Annotated in this window: 15 protein-coding genes; 4 read left to right on the forward strand and 11 right to left on the reverse strand. The window is 61.3% G+C overall.

The annotated features are described in order from the left end of the window. The first annotated feature begins 31 nt into the window (after positions 1-31). Positions 32-1,030: a porin gene (locus tag PQR27_RS26445; protein ID WP_408526564.1), complete on the forward strand. Its 999-nt coding sequence runs from the start codon at positions 32-34 to the stop codon at positions 1,028-1,030. A gap of 284 nt (positions 1,031-1,314) precedes the next feature. Here the strand turns inward: PQR27_RS26445 and PQR27_RS26450 are convergent, their stop codons facing one another. The 4 genes from PQR27_RS26450 to PQR27_RS26465 all read right to left on the reverse strand — a co-directional run bounded on the left by PQR27_RS26450 (position 1,315) and on the right by PQR27_RS26465 (position 5,424). Beyond that, positions 1,315-1,569, reverse strand: coding sequence for a DUF4148 domain-containing protein (locus tag PQR27_RS26450; protein ID WP_408526565.1), 255 nt, complete (start codon positions 1,567-1,569; stop codon positions 1,315-1,317). Positions 1,570-1,732: 163 nt separating this feature from the next. Beyond that, on the reverse strand, positions 1,733-2,749 hold the full coding sequence (locus PQR27_RS26455) for an aldo/keto reductase (RefSeq protein ID WP_408526566.1): 1,017 nt from the start codon (positions 2,747-2,749) through the stop codon (positions 1,733-1,735). 57 nt (positions 2,750-2,806) lie between these two features. Next, positions 2,807-4,054: an ABC transporter substrate-binding protein gene (locus PQR27_RS26460; protein WP_408526567.1), complete on the reverse strand. Its 1,248-nt coding sequence runs from the start codon at positions 4,052-4,054 to the stop codon at positions 2,807-2,809. Between the two features lie 107 nt (positions 4,055-4,161). Continuing rightward, on the reverse strand, positions 4,162-5,424 hold the full coding sequence (locus tag PQR27_RS26465) for a DUF1479 domain-containing protein (RefSeq protein ID WP_408526568.1): 1,263 nt from the start codon (positions 5,422-5,424) through the stop codon (positions 4,162-4,164). A 93-nt stretch (positions 5,425-5,517) separates the two neighbouring features. Between PQR27_RS26465 and PQR27_RS26470 the strand changes: the two genes are divergently transcribed. Continuing rightward, positions 5,518-6,507, forward strand: coding sequence for a helix-turn-helix domain-containing protein (locus PQR27_RS26470; protein ID WP_408526569.1), 990 nt, complete (start codon positions 5,518-5,520; stop codon positions 6,505-6,507). Between the two features lie 110 nt (positions 6,508-6,617). On the opposite strand, the gene PQR27_RS26475 is transcribed toward PQR27_RS26470, so the two are convergent. The 6 genes from PQR27_RS26475 to PQR27_RS26500 all read right to left on the reverse strand — a co-directional run bounded on the left by PQR27_RS26475 (position 6,618) and on the right by PQR27_RS26500 (position 13,379). Beyond that, the gene (locus PQR27_RS26475) at positions 6,618-7,526 is read right to left on the reverse strand and encodes a TauD/TfdA dioxygenase family protein (RefSeq protein WP_408526570.1); all 909 of its coding nucleotides are present in this window, start codon (positions 7,524-7,526) and stop codon (positions 6,618-6,620) included. 188 nt (positions 7,527-7,714) lie between these two features. Continuing rightward, positions 7,715-8,047, reverse strand: a complete 333-nt coding sequence (locus PQR27_RS26480; RefSeq protein WP_408526571.1) for a YbjQ family protein — start codon at positions 8,045-8,047, stop codon at positions 7,715-7,717. Positions 8,048-8,160: 113 nt separating this feature from the next. After that, positions 8,161-8,817, reverse strand: a complete 657-nt coding sequence (locus PQR27_RS26485; RefSeq protein ID WP_408526572.1) for a sarcosine oxidase subunit gamma — start codon at positions 8,815-8,817, stop codon at positions 8,161-8,163. After that, complete coding sequence (locus PQR27_RS26490; RefSeq protein WP_408526573.1) at positions 8,807-11,809, reverse strand: sarcosine oxidase subunit alpha family protein; 3,003 nt, start codon at positions 11,807-11,809, stop codon at positions 8,807-8,809. Before PQR27_RS26490 ends, PQR27_RS26485 begins: the two co-directional genes overlap by 11 nt. Continuing rightward, the gene (locus tag PQR27_RS26495; protein ID WP_408526574.1) at positions 11,806-12,105 is read right to left on the reverse strand and encodes a sarcosine oxidase subunit delta; all 300 of its coding nucleotides are present in this window, start codon (positions 12,103-12,105) and stop codon (positions 11,806-11,808) included. The genes PQR27_RS26490 and PQR27_RS26495 overlap by 4 nt, the downstream gene beginning before the upstream one ends. A 29-nt stretch (positions 12,106-12,134) precedes the next feature. Next, positions 12,135-13,379, reverse strand: a complete 1,245-nt coding sequence (locus tag PQR27_RS26500) for a sarcosine oxidase subunit beta family protein (RefSeq protein WP_408526575.1) — start codon at positions 13,377-13,379, stop codon at positions 12,135-12,137. A gap of 178 nt (positions 13,380-13,557) precedes the next feature. Here PQR27_RS26500 and PQR27_RS26505 point away from each other — a divergent pair, with 178 nt between their 5' ends. Continuing rightward, positions 13,558-14,640 carry a GlxA family transcriptional regulator gene (locus PQR27_RS26505; protein ID WP_408526576.1) on the forward strand — a complete coding sequence of 361 codons (1,083 nt, stop codon included), beginning with the start codon at positions 13,558-13,560 and terminating at the stop codon, positions 14,638-14,640. A gap of 57 nt (positions 14,641-14,697) precedes the next feature. On the opposite strand, the gene PQR27_RS26510 is transcribed toward PQR27_RS26505, so the two are convergent. Continuing rightward, complete coding sequence (locus tag PQR27_RS26510; protein WP_408526577.1) at positions 14,698-15,015, reverse strand: hypothetical protein; 318 nt, start codon at positions 15,013-15,015, stop codon at positions 14,698-14,700. 713 nt (positions 15,016-15,728) lie between these two features. Here PQR27_RS26510 and PQR27_RS26515 point away from each other — a divergent pair. Next, entirely contained in the window at positions 15,729-16,820 is a 1,092-nt protein-coding gene (locus PQR27_RS26515; RefSeq protein ID WP_408526578.1) for a porin, read from the forward strand. The last annotated feature ends 192 nt before the right edge of the window (positions 16,821-17,012 follow it).

The following is a 17,012-nucleotide window of genomic DNA, read 5'->3' on the forward strand; positions in this document are numbered from 1 at the left end:
ATAAACGGAACTAAACGAGGAGACTGAAAATATGAAAAGGAAGTTGTTCGTAGCCGCCTTGACCGCACTGGGGGCGAACGCTGCGATGGCGCAGTCGTCGGTGACGCTGTATGGACTGGTCGACCTCGAGGTCGGCAAGTACGACGGGAGTAATGCGATTCGGATGAATACCGGGGCGACCAGCTTCTGGGGTTTGAAAGGCAGCGAGGATCTGGGAGGCGGGTACAAGGCGATCTTCCAGTTGGAACAGCAGTTCAATCCGAACAACGGCACGTTCTACAACTCGAGCTCGTTCTTCAGTGGTCGTTCGACCGTGGGGCTCGAGGGATGGTTCGGTCACCTCGCGTTGGGCCGGGATGTCAACGCGAGCCATTACGCCGAAGTATCGGCCGATCCATTTGGCCAGAACGGCCTGGTGGCGGGATATGCCGCGCGGGGCGGCATTTCCGAGGCGAACGGCGGCCCAGGACAAATCGACACCGTGCGCACGAACAATTCGGCCAATTATGCGTACACGCTGGGTCCGGTGACGGTTCGCGCGCAGGTCGCCGCACGCGACTCGGCGGTTGTGGGCGACAACCTTCCCTTTTCCGCGTCGATCGTTTATCAGGATCCGAAACTCAAGCTCGCCGCCTCGTACATCCGTCCGCAACCGGACCACGCTCACTGGGCCTATACGGCGGGTCAATACGACTTCGGTTTTGCGCGGCTATATGCCGGCTATGGCTTTGGCCAGAACACGTTTAGTCAGTCGATTCACAACCAGATGGTCGGCCTCAACATCCCCTTTGGCCCGGCGCAGGCGGTCATGACGACCTTCAGTCACACGACATCCAACGGAAAAACGATTCAATGCCGTAGCGCATTGGGCTATTTCTACTTCCTGTCCAAAGCGACGAGCGTCTATGCGGATGTTGTCTACGACTCCAAGGCAGGCAGATTCGCGTACGGAAGCACCACAGGATGGCAAGCGACGGGCGCGTCGACTAATGGCACAGGCTATACGGTCGGCCTGCGACACCTGTTCTGAAACACACCGGCACGATTGCCGGTCACGCACACAACATGGGGTCGACAAAAGGAGGTGAGCTGACGAGTGCTGCGAGGAGAGAGGTCATCAAGCGAGCTTCTGGTCCAGGCGTTTTCGCCCTGTGAACGCCGGGACGGAGCGCTTCGTTTGCTGCCCGTTTTGCCGGCCCGGGGGAGCGGGCCGGTCTTTTTCGCCTGGTGGGCGAGATTTGACCTACGTACTGCTTTGGACTTTATCGTGTGCCTGTTTTTTCGCGCTTCGGCACCGTCGTCCTGATGTAATCACTACTGCGATGAACCGTTGACTGCGGGCGCCGGCGTGACTCCGGCATGCTTCGCTGCGATACGTGCTTCTGCTGCCTGAATATTGCCGGGGTACTCAACGTAATCGACCAATGCGGGATGGAAGCCCGCATTCTCGACCTCGATGAGATCGGCAAGGACTTGAGCACGGGTCAATGGCTGATTTGATTGTGCGAAGGAAACAGCAGGAACGGCTGATACAGAGAGCGTTGCTAAGGCATACAAAAGAAGTTTCATGATGACTTTCCTCCGAGGATTGGAGACGTCGCCCCCGGCCACGCCGGCAAATCGCCGGCGGCCGGTAAACTCATTGTAGCCAGCTTGGCCTTGGCTCGCCGGGTCCGTCACTCATGAGCGGATTTCGATGGGCTGGTGCCACCGGTGCGGTCCGGACCATGTTCTAGCGAGGAGTCGGCGCGTCCTCGCGGATCAACTGGCGGCGCTTCAGTTCGGCCCAGAATTCCGGCGGAATATCAGCCCGGAAGGTTTGAAGGTTGTCTTCCAGTTGTTCAACCGTGCGCACGCCCGGGATATTGGTCGGAATCGCCGGATGGCCGAGAACGAATTGCAGCGACGCGGCTTTGAGCGGCACCGAGTATTCCCGACATACCTGCTCCATCTTGCGCACGCGTTCCAGAATGGCTTCCGGCGCGGGCGCGTAGTTGTATTTCGCACCCGGCACGGCGCCCGTCGCGAGAATGCCGCTGTTATAGCCGCCACCCAGAATCACCGACACCTGCTTCTCTTCGCACAGCGGCAGAAAGCCATCCAGTGCGTCCTGCTCCAGCAGCGTGTAGCGCCCGGCCAGCAGGAGGCAGTCGAAATCCTGCCGGCGAATCGCTTCGTGCGCGACCTGCCACTCGTTCACGCCGAGCCCCACCGCTTTCACGACCCCTTCGTCACGCAGCTTCAGCAGTGCTTTCGACGCACCCGTCATCGCCGCCTCGAACATCTCGGGCTGACGCTCGCCGTGGGTATAAACGTCGATGTCGTGGATCAGCGCAATATCGATGTGCTCCAGCGCCAGACGTTGCAGACTGTCCTCGATCGAGCGCATGGTGCCGTCGTAGCTGTAGTCGAAAACAGGTTCGAACGGCAGCCCATCCACCCACGGCGCGAAGTTGATCTCGGCGCGCTTGCGCGGCTTCAGAAGCCGTCCAACCTTGGTCGACAGCACAAACTGGTCGCGCGGATACCAACGCAGCCCCTGCCCGCAGCGTGCCTCGCTCAACCCGTGGCCGTACATCGGCGCGGTGTCGAAGTAGCGTACACCCGCGTCCCACGCGGCCTTGATCAAGGCTGCCGAATCCTCTTCACTGATCGGCCTGAAGATGTTGCCAATCGGCGCGGCGCCAAAACCCATCACGGTGGTCTCGAGCCCTGAACGTGGCCATTTACGCTTTCCTGCCGGATCCATTCTTATCCCCTTCCATAAGTAAGCTCACGCGTGTCGGAACGCGTGAGCACGAAGCCCTTACTTGACCTTCGCTGCGGCGGCCAGCTTGCGCACGCCCTCTTTCGGATCCTCGTTCGAGTTCATGAAATTCGTGACGACGTCGCTAATCGCGCCAGCGGTCACCGAGGACTGAAGCTCGCCAAACGCCAACGACGGCAGGAACCCACCCGACTTAATCGTGGCCTGCTCATCCGCGCGCGATTTTTTGGCGCAACTGTCGAACTTGTCCATGGGGACATCCAGCCGGACAGGTATCGAACCTTTGTAGAGACTGAATTGCTGCTGGAAATCAACGGACATGATGGTCTTCGCAAGCGCGAGCTGCCCAGGCGTCGCCTCCTTTTTGCCGTTCTGCTGAAAGAACACGAACGAATCCACTGTGTACGTATAGGTGTTCGACGTACCGGGCGCGGGCGCGCAAATAAAGTCAGTGTCCGCCTTCTTGTTCGCATTGGCGAATTCGCCTTTAGCCCAGTCACCCATGAACTGCATGCCACCCGAACCGGAAATCACCATTGCCGTCGCGAGATTCCAGTCGCGCCCGTGGTAGCCCTTGTCGAAGTAACTCCGGATCTTCTGAACGGTCTCGAACACCTGCACCATCTGCGGCGAGGTCAGCGTTTTCTGGTCGAGATCAACCAGCGCTTTCCGGTAAAAGTCCGCGCCCTGGGAGAGCACGACGGTCTCCCAGATGGTCATGTCCTGCCACGGCTGACCGCCGTGCGCGACAGGGGTGATGCCCGCTGCACGAAACTTGTCGGCGAGCGCGAAGAATTCAGGCCACGTGGTGGGCGGTGTCCCACCGACTTTGTCCAGGTCGGCTTTGTTGATCCACAGCCAGTTGATGCGATGGATGGAAAACGGTGCAGCTACATAGCGACCATTGGCCTTCATGGCATTGTCGATTTGCGCCGGGGTGTGCGCTTTCCAATCGGTTGCGGCCTGATCGATCGTGACCAGCGACCCCTGCTCGGCCCAGTCGTGAATCAGAGGCCCCTTGATCTGCGCAGCCGACGGTGCGTTGCCCGAGATGACCTGCGTCTTTAGCGCCGTCATGGCCGCCGCGCCCGCGCCTCCCGCAATGGCGAAGTCCTTCCACTCGTAGCCCTGTTTGCTCATATCGTCCTTCAGCACGCGAATCGCTTTCGATTCGCCGCCGGAGGTCCACCAGTGCAGTACCGAAAGCTGTTCTGCGGCACATACAGCCTGCGTTCCAGCCGCGAGCAGTGCGACAGCCGTCGCAGCCGATATCAGTGATCGTTTCATTGCAGTCTCCGTATTTTTCGCGAATTTTTCGCGAGTTTTTTCGTTATGGGTCGAGCGACACCTATGCGGCCAGGCGGAACGCGCAGGCGTGCCCGTTTTCTTGCGGGTCAGGCGTTGTTGTCGATTTCCAGGTCGAACCCGAGCTGTGCCTTGCCAAGCGGTGTCAGGTCGTCCGCCGTCGCGCGTCCGGTGAAATCGACTTCGAAATGGTCAGTCGGGAAATCCGGCGGGCTTTCCCCCTTGAGAAAGCTCGGCAACTGACGCTTCAGATAAGCGTCGTTTTTGGCGCATGCGGGCACCGAGGCGATGTACATCACGTTGCTGTAACCGGCCCCCTTATGTTCGTCTTCGACCGCGTGGATGACATCGCTGTGCCAGAACACGGTGTCGCCCGCTTCCATTTTCGGAATCGACGACAACGCCTCGAACAGGGGCGCATGAAATTCCTGTTTGATCGAGAGCGCCCGTCCAGGCATTGCGCCGCACAGGTCGTCGTCTGCTACATCGTCCTGAAGCGCGCGCAGCAGGATATACACCATCGAATTGGCGATCGGGACGAGTTGCAGCGTGCCGTCGCCCGGGCCTTGCGGCGTCAGGGCCGTCCAGCCCTGAAAAGTGCGGAACATCGAACACACGGCCGGCGATGCGATCTCCTCCACGTCGGGTCGGAAGGCCGCGTCGAACGCATCGTAGTCGCGCCAGTTCCCGGCAAACACGTGGCGGTACACCTTGCGAAAATTGCCTTCGATCCAGCGCTCGACCGACCCGCCGTCGCAATGCGCCGACAAACCGAGCGACGCTGAACCTGGCGGCCGGCGACGCAGACGGTCGGCATACACAGGCACATGCGCCGGATCGAAGTGAACGCGCCCGTCGCTCTCATTGCGCCACAGTTTATTCAGGAACACGCGCGCCGCCGTCAGGGATTCCGACTGACGGGCCAGCACTTGTGGCTTCGACCAATACACGCCATAAATTTGCGGCTTGCTGGACGCCAACTGGCCGAAGTATTTGTCCTCCGCGCGATTTTCGAGGCGCTTGTCGAGATTGTTGCGCTCGACATAGCTGGCGATATCTTCGTCCCAGCTCCGCACCAACTCGCGAGGGAAGACATTGCGAATCACACATGCGCCGCGTGCTTTGACGACCGCGATCTGGTCAGGGGTGACGCGTTCTCCGGTGATGTCCGAAAACTGAATCTCGGGAATGACGTCTTCCCCACGATCCCGTTGTACGGCAATTCGCTTTGCCTCGGCGCTGATTGCCGCTTCGACTTCGGCGAAAACCTCCCGGTAGTTCGGCAAGGCCGCGCGCAACTCCTTTTTTGCCTGCTGGATCGCGCTCGGCAAGTCTTCGATTATCAACGCCATGATTGTCTCCGTATCGATTTCGTATGCCCGAGGATATGACGTGCATGCGTGCTGTGGTGATACTATTCAGGCAATTCATTTGCGTTTTCAGCCATGAAACCAGCCTACGAGCACGTCGAGTTCGGCGAGGACTGTTCGGTCCGGGTTTACCATCGGCGGCTCCCGCGTATTCCGTTCGAATGGCATCACCATCCGGAGTACGAGTTAACGCTGACGATGAACAGCCATGGCAAGCGCTACATCGGCGATTCGGTCAACGAATACGAAGCCGAGGATCTCGTCCTCGTGCCGCCGGACCTGCCGCACACCTGGGCGTCGAATCGTTCGATCGATCCATCCTCGCCACAGGTCGCCATCGTTATCTGGTTCGACGGCGATTGGGCGCGGCGTATGGCGGATTGTTGCCACGAATATGAACCGCTGCGCAACCTTTTACGAAGGGCCGCGTGTGGGCTGGCCTTCGAGCCGCCCGCCGGCAACTGGATGCGCGGCCGTCTGGAGCAGTTACTCTCGAGCGGGGCGCGCGAACGCCTCAGCACTGCCCTCGATATTCTGTGCACGCTCGCCGACGCGCCGGGCCAGCCGCTCGCCTCGCCGAGTGCGTTCAATCAGACAAGCGCCGGCCCATCCGGCCACGAGCCCGAACGGATCAACCGTGTCCTTTCGACGATTGATGCACGCTTTGCCGAACCGCTGCGACTGTCAGACCTCTGTGCGGCGGCTAACCTGTCGGAACGCACGCTCACGCGTTATTTTGTTCAACATATTGGTGAGAGCGTGGGTCGGTATATCGCCCGGGTTCGCATCGGGCACGCGTGCCGGATGCTGGCCGACACCTCCCTGCCGGTTGCCGTCATCGCTGCCCGTTCGGGCTTCGCGAACGTTGCCAATTTCAACCGGCAGTTCAAGGCGGCCAAGCAAACGACGCCGGCCGAATATCGCCGGATGTTCGCGGCTGCGGGTTCACCGGAGGAGGACGCAACGGCTCGCTTGACCGAGCGGTCGCCGTCACTTCAAAGGAAGCGAAAATCAGCCGAACCGAACGATGAAGAGATCGCTTACCAGGACGGTGCACGTCCCTGAGCGATCGCATGCCGTGTAAGGGCAACGTTATCTCGACCTGCTGCGATTCATTCCGCCCGCCGTGGCGCGAAGCGGGCGCACCGTGTGTGGTCAAGGCGGCGACGCTGCCGTCAGAACGGCACGTCGCCTTCAATCGTCGTGCGATACATCTTGCGGCGCAGATGATCGGGCGTACCGGCCGCAAGATGCATCAGCGAGCGGTTGTCCCAGAACACCATGTCGTGTTCCGCCCACTGATGCCGGTAGAGATGCTCGGGGCGCACGCTGTGGGCGAAGAGCTCCTCGAGTAAGGCCTTGCTCTCGTCTTCCGGCAAGCCGATCACACGGGTCGTGAAATGCTCGCTGACGAAAAGCGCGTGGCGCCCGGTCTCGGGATGCGTGCGCACGATCGGCTGCACCACGGGCTTCACTTGCGCGATCTGCTCGGCGGAGAGATTCGGCCGCCACGGGCTGCGCTGTTGCAATTCGGCGTATTTCGCGAGATACGTATGCTCCGCCGAACGCCCTTCGACTGCGCGGCGCAAATGCTCAGGCAATGTGTCCCACGCCAGATGCATGTTGGCGAATAACGTATCGCCCCCTTCCGAAGGCAATTCCTGCGCATGCAGCAGCGAACCGAGACTCGGCTTTTCCTTGTACGACAGATCGGAATGCCAGTAATGGCCGGCGTCGCCAAGTCCAATGGGCTGCCCGTTCTCGACGATGTTCGAGACGACCAGCACCTCCGGATAGCCTGGCAGCTGGAATTGATGCAGCACATGAATCTGCAGCGGGCCAAAGCGGCGGCTAAACGCGATCTGCTGATCCGGCGTGATGCGTTGATCGCGGAAGACCAGCACATGATGATCCAGATGCGCGCGGTGAATGCGTGCGAAATCGTGCTCGCTCAGCGGCCTCGCCAGATCGAGACCCAAAACTTCGGCGCCGACGGGGCCGTCGAAAGCGCGAATCTCGATATGCTGCGGGTGGGATGCGCCGCCTGCGTCGCTGGCGGCGGTGGATGAAAAGGCAGTCGTCACAGGAAACTCTTCGTCGAATCTGTTCGGAGGACGCCATCCATGGCGCAATCGAACGAGCTTACCGCCGCGCGTGCACGACGACAACGAAGCAATTCCTATACATTTATCCGCTGAAGTGATAAACCCGGTGCTTTAACGCGCTGCGGGCATCCCCGCGTGGCTGGAAGACGTACCTGACACGCGAGGCGCTACTCCCGCACCACCTGCACCGCTGTGCCGTAGCACAGCACCTCGCTGATCCCCCTCGCGATTTCGGTCGCGTCGTAGCGCATCCCGACAATCGCGTTAGCGCCCAAACTCTCAGCATCTCGCACCATCCGCTCGAACGCGTCCTCGCGGGCACGCTCGCACAACGACGTGTACAACGTGATGTTCCCGCCAAACAGGGTTTGCAGCGAAGCACCAATCGACCCGACCACGGACCGGGACCGAACAATGATGCCGCGTGCCACACCCAGCGAACGTTGCGCCCGATACCCCGGCAGTTCGAATGCCGTTGTCACCATGCTGCGATCCATCATCTATGCCTCGGCCCGATCAAGTAGTAGCTGATGATATCGCGAGCGTCGATGGCCGGGCCGATCCGTTATCCGTGAGCGCCGCGTGCTGCGCGGACCAGACCACCCGGCGCCCTTCACAACATCAGCGGCTCGGCCGCGTCGAGCATGATCTTGACGAAGTAGTCCGCGAAGCTACGCCGCACGATGATGTCGAAGCTATCCGCGCCAGTGGGCACCAGTGTCATCGATGCCTTGAAATAGTGGCTCTGTGCGCACTGCCCGGCGCCAAACAGTGTCGGGTGCAAATCCAGCGGACAGCCACGCGCCAGCACATCGCGCGTGCGTGTGCCGCTGATTTCCAGCACCGTATAGCCACTGCCGATATCCACCGCCGACGCGAACACGCCCGCGAACGCGGCACCGAGTTTCGCCTGCAACGGCGCGGTGCGCGTCGCGTCGTGTGCCGCGGCCGAGCGGACCAGCCACTCATCGGGGCCGAGCCACAGCATGTCATAGCCGTTGCCTTGTACAATCGTGTTCGGCCTTTCCGGCGGCCGGCAGCCAAGCACGTTCTCCACCGCGTGGATAAACGCTGCGTCGCGGGTGTCGCCCCGCACATTCACGAGCTCCAGAAATGGCCGTTCGCCCAGACGAAACGCCGCGGTGGCCACCGCCTGATGCTTCTTCAACAGCGTATCCGCGCCGACCAGTGGCGACTCCTGCCACACCCCGGTCTGTTTGCCCGCAGCGCGATTCATGAGCGACGCCGTCCCTCTTGTTTCATTCCACATGTTGACGTGCTCCTTCGCTGTCGTAGAACACCGGACCGGTGAGCCTGGCCGCAATCTGCTTGCCGCTCGCGAGCGGAATCGTCACGGTTTCGCCAAGCTTGTCGAGACCGCCCTTCACGACCGCCAGCGCGATCGAGCGTTTCAGTATCGGACTGTAATAGCTCGACGTGACGTGACCGAGCATCGGCGCGGTATCGCCCTGGAACGGCCCGGCGACGATCTGCGAGCCTTCGGGAATCACGAACGCCGGATCGTCCGCGAGCAAACCGACCAGTTGCTTGCGGCCCGCCTTCGCGGTGTCCGAACGCGTCAGGGAGCGCTTGCCGATGAAGTCCTTCGACTTCGCCACGAGCCCACCCATGCCGAGGTCGTACGGCGTCATCGAGCCATCCGTGTCCTGGCCGACGATGATGTAGCCCTTTTCCGCGCGCAGCACGTGCATCGTTTCGGTGCCGTACGGCGTGATGTCGAATGGCGTGCCCGCGGCCATCAGCGCTTCCCACACCGCGCGTCCGACGTTCGCCGGCACGTTCACCTCATAGGCGAGTTCACCCGAAAAGCTGATGCGCATGACGCGCGATGCCGCGCCCGCCACCGTGCCTTCGCGATAACTCATGAAGGGGAAGGCGGCGTTGGCGAAGTCGATGTCGTGACATACCCTCTGCAAGACCTTGCGGCTGTTCGGGCCGACTACCGCGAAGGTCGACCAGTGATCCGTCACCGAGGCGAGCCGCACGCGCAGGTCGGGCCATTCGGTTTGCAGCCAGCGCTCCAGCCATGTCAGCACGCGCGCCGCGCCGCCGGTCGTGGTGGTCATCACGTAGTGCTGGTCGGCGAGCCGCACGGTCACGCCGTCGTCGAAGATCATGCCGTTTTCGTCCAGCATCAGGCCGTAACGGCACTTGCCGACTTCCAGTTTGCGCCACGGGTTCGTGTAGACCCAGTTCAGCAGTTTCACCGAGTCGGGACCCTGAATGTCGATCTTGCCGAGCGTCGAGGCATCGAGAATGCCGACACCCGTGCGCACCGCGAGCGATTCACGCGCCACGGCCGCGTGCATGTCCTCGCCCGGCTTCGGGTAGTACCACGGGCGCTTCCAGTTGCCCACATCCTCGAAAGCCGCGCCGTTTTCCACGTGCCATTCGTGCACCGCTGTCTTGCGCATTGGATCGAGAAACTCGCCCAGTTCGCGGCCGGCAAAGGTGCCGAAGGTAACCGGCGTGTAGTTCGGGCGGAATGTCGTCGTGCCGGTCTCGGGGATGGTCTTGCCGAGCGCCTGCGCGAGAATCGCCATGCCGTTGATATTGCCGAGCTTGCCCTGGTCGGTGCCGAAGCCCATCGCGGTGTAGCGCTTCACATGCTCGACCGATTCGAAGCCTTCGCGCGCGGCGAGGAAAATATCGGCTGCGGAGACATCGTTCTGGAAATCGACGAACTGCTTGGGGCCGCGCGTGGCCATCTCACGGTCACCGACCAGCCACAGAGGCTGCATGCGTGTTTCGCTGATCTCGACAACCTGCAGCGGATTCGGCCGCGCGACGATATAGCCGACGGCGCGCGCGGCCTCGACACCCGCATCGACCGCGAAGCGAATGCCTGGCCCCAGCATGAAGTCGCCCGCGCACGCGCCGACGCTCGTCTCCGCCTGCATCGCCTTGCCCGGAACGAAACAGGCTTTGTCATCATGCCAGTGCGCCTTGCCGCCCGATTGCGCGAACAGGTGCAGCACCGGGCTCCAGCCGCCGGACATCGCAAGCAGATCGCAAGGCACGTCGGCCTGTTTCGCGCCGACCTGCCCCTTCGCATACGCTGCGACTTCAACCGACTCGACGCGCAGCTTGCCGTGCGCCGCCGTAATGGCCGCGCCATGCATGACCTTGACGCCATAGCGCCGCGCCAGCGCAGGCAACGTCCCCTTCGATTCACCGGCGCGCGGATCGACCACCGTCACCTGTGCGCCGGCCGATTTCAGATCGAGCGCGCATTGATAAGCATCGTCGTTATTGATGAACACCACCGCATTGCGCCCCGGCAACACGGCATAGCGATGCAGATAGGTCGACACCGCCGAGGCCAGCATCACCCCCGGCAAATCGTTGTTGCCGAACACGATCGGACGTTCATGCGCGCCGGTAGCGAGAATCACGCGTTTGGCGCGAATCTTCCACATCAGTTCGCGCGTGCCCTTGCGTTGCGCAACCGGCAGATGCTCCGTGAGCCGCTGCGTCACGGTCACGAGGTTATGGTCCTGATAGCCGAACGCCGTGCTGCGGCTCAGGATCTTCACTTCGGGAATCTGGCGCAGTTCGTTTTCGATCCGCTGCACCCAGTGCAGCGCCGGTTTGCCGTCGATATCGGTGCGGCACGACAGCAGCGAGCCGCCGAGTTCCGGCTGATCGTCCACCAGCGTCACGCGTGCACCGGATAGCGCCGCCGCATGCGCCGCCGCCAGTCCGGTCGGGCCGCCGCCGACCACCAGCACGTCGCAGTGCGCGAAGCATTTGTCGTAACGGTCCGCGTCGGCCTGTTCCGGCGCTTTGCCCAGACCCGCCGCATCGCGGATCGCTTCCTCGTACTTCGGCCAGAACTTGCGCGGCCACATAAAGGTCTTGTTGTAGAAGCCCGCCGGAATGAAGCGTGCGAACTTCTGGTTGACCGCCATACGGTCTTTCTCGATGCTCGGCTTCGCATTCACGCTAGTGGCGACGAGCCCCTGATACAACTCCACCTCAGTGGCGCGCGCATTCGGTACCGTGTATGCGCCGGTTTCGAGTTGCACGACGGCATTCGGCTCTTCCACACCCGCCGTCACGATGCCGCGCGGGCGGTGATATTTCCAGCTGCGCGCCACGAAGTGGACGCCGTTCGCGAGCAACGCGGAGGCCAGTGTGTCGCCCTGATAGCCCTGATACGTGCGGCCGTTGAAAGTGAAGGTCAGCGCGATGGCGCGGTTGATGCGCCCACCGTTCGGGAGTCGGTCTCTCTGGCTCATGCTGTTTTATCCTCGTCGCTATCCAGAGCGAGTTGCGGACGTTCGAATGTTTCGTAACCCTGAATTTCATAGCTCACCGTGTCGCGCTGCGCCTTGAACCAGCGGCGGCATCCGTGCGTGTGCAGCCACTGTTCGTGATGCACGCCGCGCGGATTCCTGCGCATGAACAGGTAGTCGCCCCACTCCTTGTCGGTAAGCGTGTCGGTGTCGAGCGGACGCGCGATACCCGCTTCGCCGCCGCAGGAAAATTCGGTTTCGGCGCGCGGTCCGCACCACGGGCATTCGATCAGCAGCATGTCGTTTTCCTCGTTGCAGTGCGTGCGCGTTAATGGGCCACGCCGGCGGCGCCGTGCTCGTCGATCAGATGACCGGTATAGAAACGATCCAGCGAGAACGGCGCGTTCAGCGGATGCGGTTCGTCGTTCGCGATCGTGTGCGCGTAGACCCAACCCGAACCGGGCGTCGCCTTGAAACCGCCGGTGCCCCAGCCGCAATTGAAATACAGTCCCTTCACGTCGGTCTTGCCGATGATCGGGCACGCGTCCGGCGAGATGTCGACAATACCGCCCCACTGGCGGTTCATCCGCACGCGCGAGAACACCGGGAACATTTCGACGATCGCCTCGAGCGTGCCTTCGATGATCTGGAAGCTGCCGCGCTGACCAAAACCGGTGTATTGATCGACGCCCGCGCCGATCACCAGATCCCCCTTGTCGGACTGGCTGATATACGCATGCACCGCATTCGACATCACCACCGTGTTGACCACCGGTTTGATCGGCTCCGACACCAGCGCCTGCAACGGATGACTCTCCAAAGGCAGGCGCACACCGGCCATGTCCGCGAGCGTGGACGTATTGCCGGCCGCCACGATCGCTACTTTCTTCGCCTTGATGAAACCCCTGTTGGTATCCACGCCGGTCACCTGGCTGCCGTCGCGGCGAATGCCGACGACCTGGCAGTTCTGCACGATATCGACACCGGCCCGATCCGCGCCGCGCGCGAAACCCCACGCCACCGCGTCGTGCCGCGCCACGCCCCCACGGCGCTGGATCGATGCGCCGAGCACCGGATAACGGCTATTCAGATTGATGGTCGGTTCGATTTCCCTGATCTGTGCGGGGGTGAGGAATTCGGCGTCGACACCGTTGAGCCGGTTCGCATTCACGCGCCGTTCCGTGTCGCGCACTTCCTGCAGCGTGTGCGCGAGATTCATCACGCCGCGCTGGCTGAACATCACGTTGTAGTTGAGATCCTGCGAGAGCCCTTCCCACAGCTTCATCGCCTTCTCGTAGAGCGCGGCCGATTCGTCCCACAGGTAGTTCGAGCGCACGATCGTGGTATTACGCGCGGTATTGCCGCCGCCGATCCAGCCCTTCTCCAGCACGGCGATATTGCGCACGCCGTGTTCTCTGGCGAGGTAATAGGCGGTGGCGAGACCATGCCCGCCGCCGCCGACGATCACCACGTCGTATTCACGTTTAGGCTCGGGGCTCTTCCACTGACGCTCCCAGTTCTCGTGATACGACATGCCGTTGCGCAACAGGCTGAATATCGAATAGCGGCTCATCGTGGGTCCTTGTTGATACCTGGGTGCTGTTGCTTCGTCGTTTGTTCGACACCTTTGCTGGTGTATTGCACCAAACGTCGATTCGGACCGATAGAATAAAAACGGCATCACCGTGGGATAGTGTCGCCAACCGCGGGTGATATGCTCGATTCAACCCTTTCAAATGCCGGCCGTCCGCATGAATTCCGCCGAAACACTTCACCTTCAATCGATCGACGGCACGCCGAAGCAGCGCATCCGCTTTGGCATCATCCTGCTGCCGAACTTCACGCTGACGGCGTTTTCGGGTTTCGTCGACCTGTTGCGCCTCGCCGCAGACGAAGGCGATTTCAGCAAGCCGGTGCGTTGCTCGTGGAGCGTGATAGGGGAAACCCTCGCTCCGGTACGCGCGAGTTGCGGTATCCAGATCACGCCGTGGGAAACCTTCGACAACACCGAGCCGTTCGACTACGTGGTGGTGGTGGGCGGACTGCTGCATTCGGGACCGGCCGCGAGCGACGCGACGCTCGCCTTCATTCGCCGCGCCGCCGCCACGCGGGCGACACTGGTCGGCATGTGTACCGGCGTGTTCTCGCTGATGCGCGCGGGCGTACTGGAGGGTCACCGCATCTGCGTGAGCTGGTTTCATTACTGGGATTTCATCGAGCGCTTTCCGTCGGTCAACGAAGAAGCGCTGGTCGCGGACCGGCTGTTCGTGATCGACCGCCGGCGCATCACGTGTTCGGGTGGGCGCGCATCGATCGACGTCGCCGCGGCCATCCTGCTGCGTCACGTCGAAACCGCTACGGTGCAAAAGGCGCTGCGCATCCTGCTGGTGGACGACATGCAGAAAGGCAATGCGCCGCAGCCACATCCGCCAGGCCTCGCGCCCGCCACCCATCCAAAAGTGAAGCGGGCGATTCTGCTGATGGAGCAACACGTCGGCCGTTCGTTGCCGCTCGACGAACTCGCGCGCAAGCTCGACCTTTCACCGCGTCAACTGGAACGGCTCTTCAAGGCGCAAACCGGCAAGGCGCCGCAGGCCTACGCGAAGCAGGTACGTCTGCGCACCGCCGCGTGGCTACTCACGAGTTCGGATAAAACGGTGGCGGATATCGCGTCGAGTTGCGGCTTTTCCGATGCATCGCACCTGGGCCGCGAGTTCCGCAAGCAGTTCGGCCTGCCGCCGATGATGTACCGCGAGCAACGCGGCACGGCGGCGCAAGCGGAAGACGACTCGGGGTATGACGAGACCTTTCCAGGCCGGGCTCAGGCGATCTGACTTTGAACCGGCCGCCGCATGCGCGCCCGTTAGGTGCCCATGCGACGGCCGTTTTCGTTACTGGCTTGCGCCCGCGCCGATCCCTGCCTTCTTCTGCGCGTTCTGCAGATCCGTCGGATAGTTTGGATCGTTCCTGCCTGGCTGATAGCCCGCGTCCTCGAGTTTCTTCAATTCAGCGTTCTTCTTCGCGCGGGCCTGTTTGCGTGCCGCTTTGCGCTCAGCCTTGGTTGGCTTCGCGGGCGTGCTTGCATCGGGTTGCGCGACCGCTGCCGTCGCATCGCTTGCGCCCTGCGCTTCGGCGAGCGGAATGCTGCCGGCAATCATGGCGGTGACCGCCAGCCCGAGCATGACTTTTTTCATGGTTAAGCGCTTCATATCGGATATCCCCTCTGGATGATTGGCAACGGTGTTAAAGCCTTTCCGCGAATCTTCGTTCACGACTACCCATGGCGCGCGATGTTCAGCGTGTGTCGCCGGTTAGAGCTTACAGCCAATTGGTGAATAGGGGTCTGTTGCGTGCATTAGCGCATGTGCTGCGAGGGTTGCCGCGCATCGACTGCTCGGGTTATTACCGTGCCATTCGATGCAGCCGAAGACCCGAAGGCGCTATCGCTGGCAGCGCCCCTCGGCACCAATAGTTCTGCAATGCAGAACATAATAAGCGAGTAAAAATCGCGTAAATGATTGCATGGTGGAACATGAGTCCTTTAATTACAGGACCTTACGAACCATTCTGCATGACTTTCCGGCGCTAGGTGTTTTCCCTATTTTGGCCTGCATTGCAGTTCAATCAAGCGGTTTCCCCCGTTGACACGGCACGAACGGTCGTGCCAAATTGCGCCTGCATCCTGTGCGCAAGCACGCGATCCATCAACCTGTCTGAAATGCCGAACTGCCAGCCGACCGGGAGACACGCAGCAGGCATCCGTATCGAACGCGCTCACCAGCAAGTCCACTATTTCGCATCCCTTAGCAGATCGCGAAGGCTCGTTATCGTCTGTCTGAATCGCATTGCGCAACAAGAAGCTTGCAGCACAAGCATTACTTCGCCAGTTCAATTGATTCCAATAAACAAGGAGACACGAAGCATGCCGGCAAGTCATCGCAATCGGGTTGGAGTTCTTCTCGGATTAGTCGGTGCATGCGCGCTGGGGTCGGTCCCGAGCGCTCATGCACAAAGCAGTGTCACGCTGTACGGTATCGTCGACGCCTCGCTTCTCTACACCAGCAAGACCCTCGATCCGGCTACCGGTCAGAGTGCCGGCCATCAATACTCGTTCACCGACAGCGGCCTCTCCGGTTCGCGCTTCGGCATGCGCGGCGCCGAAGATCTCGGCGGCGGCATGCGGGCGATCTTCGAACTCGAAAGCGGCATCAGCATCGCCAACGGTTCGCTCAGCAATTCGAACGGTAATGAGTTTGGCCGCCAGGCGTGGGTCGGCGTGGACAGCCGCTTCGGTACGGTGAAAGCCGGCTTGCAGTTCTCGCCGTTCTTCCTCGCGGTGTATGACTTCGACCCGCGCGAGATGTCGTACTTCGGCAGCGGCCTGGTGACCTATCTGAACAACGTCTTTGTCACGGGCCTGTTCAATCCGAATGCGGTCTCGTATACGTCGCCGGAAATCGCTGGCCTGCAAGCTAGCGCATTGATGGCGTTCGGCGGCGCCGCCGGCGATTTCCAGGCAGGCCGCCAGTACTCGGCGAGCCTGCGCTATCACCTCGGTTCGCTAACCGTCGACGCGGCGCTGTACAGCGGCAATGCCGGCGGCAGCGCCGCTTCGATCGCGATACCGAGCGCGGTCGAATTCAACGGCCGCGCACTTGGCGCCAACTACGTCTTCAATAACCTGACGGTGAAGCTCTCGTATGTGCAATACAAGGTAGCGTGCTCGTTCAACGACCGCGTCTATGCCGGCGGCGCAAGCTACCGCATCACACCTGCATTCACCGTCGATGCGGGCGTGTGGGTGACGCGCGATGCGAATAACTCGTCGAACAACTCTGTGCTGGCGTCCACGGGACTTGAGTATTCGCTGTCGAAAGCCACCATGGTGTATGGACAGGCCGGTTTCGTGACCAATCACGGCGCCATGCACACGGGGATCTCCGTCAACAACGCGTTGAACGAGGCCACGGGCACAACGGCCGGTGTGAACGTCGGCATTCGCCACATGTTCTAGCCTGACCCGCGCAATCGAAAAGCCGCGGGAGCATGCGAAATGCAAGTGATCCCCTGGCTTGTCAATGATCGGCTCAGGCTGTGTCAGATACGCGGACGAAGCATGCGAATCGCCTAAGTGACTTCCCTAATAATCTGCAATGCAGAACAAGCAAGTGGAAAAACCTGTTGACGCAAAGCGAACGCCCGTGCC

It is taken from the genome of Paraburkholderia fungorum, assembly GCF_046027215.1.
GTDB lineage: Bacteria > Pseudomonadota > Gammaproteobacteria > Burkholderiales > Burkholderiaceae > Paraburkholderia > Paraburkholderia fungorum_D.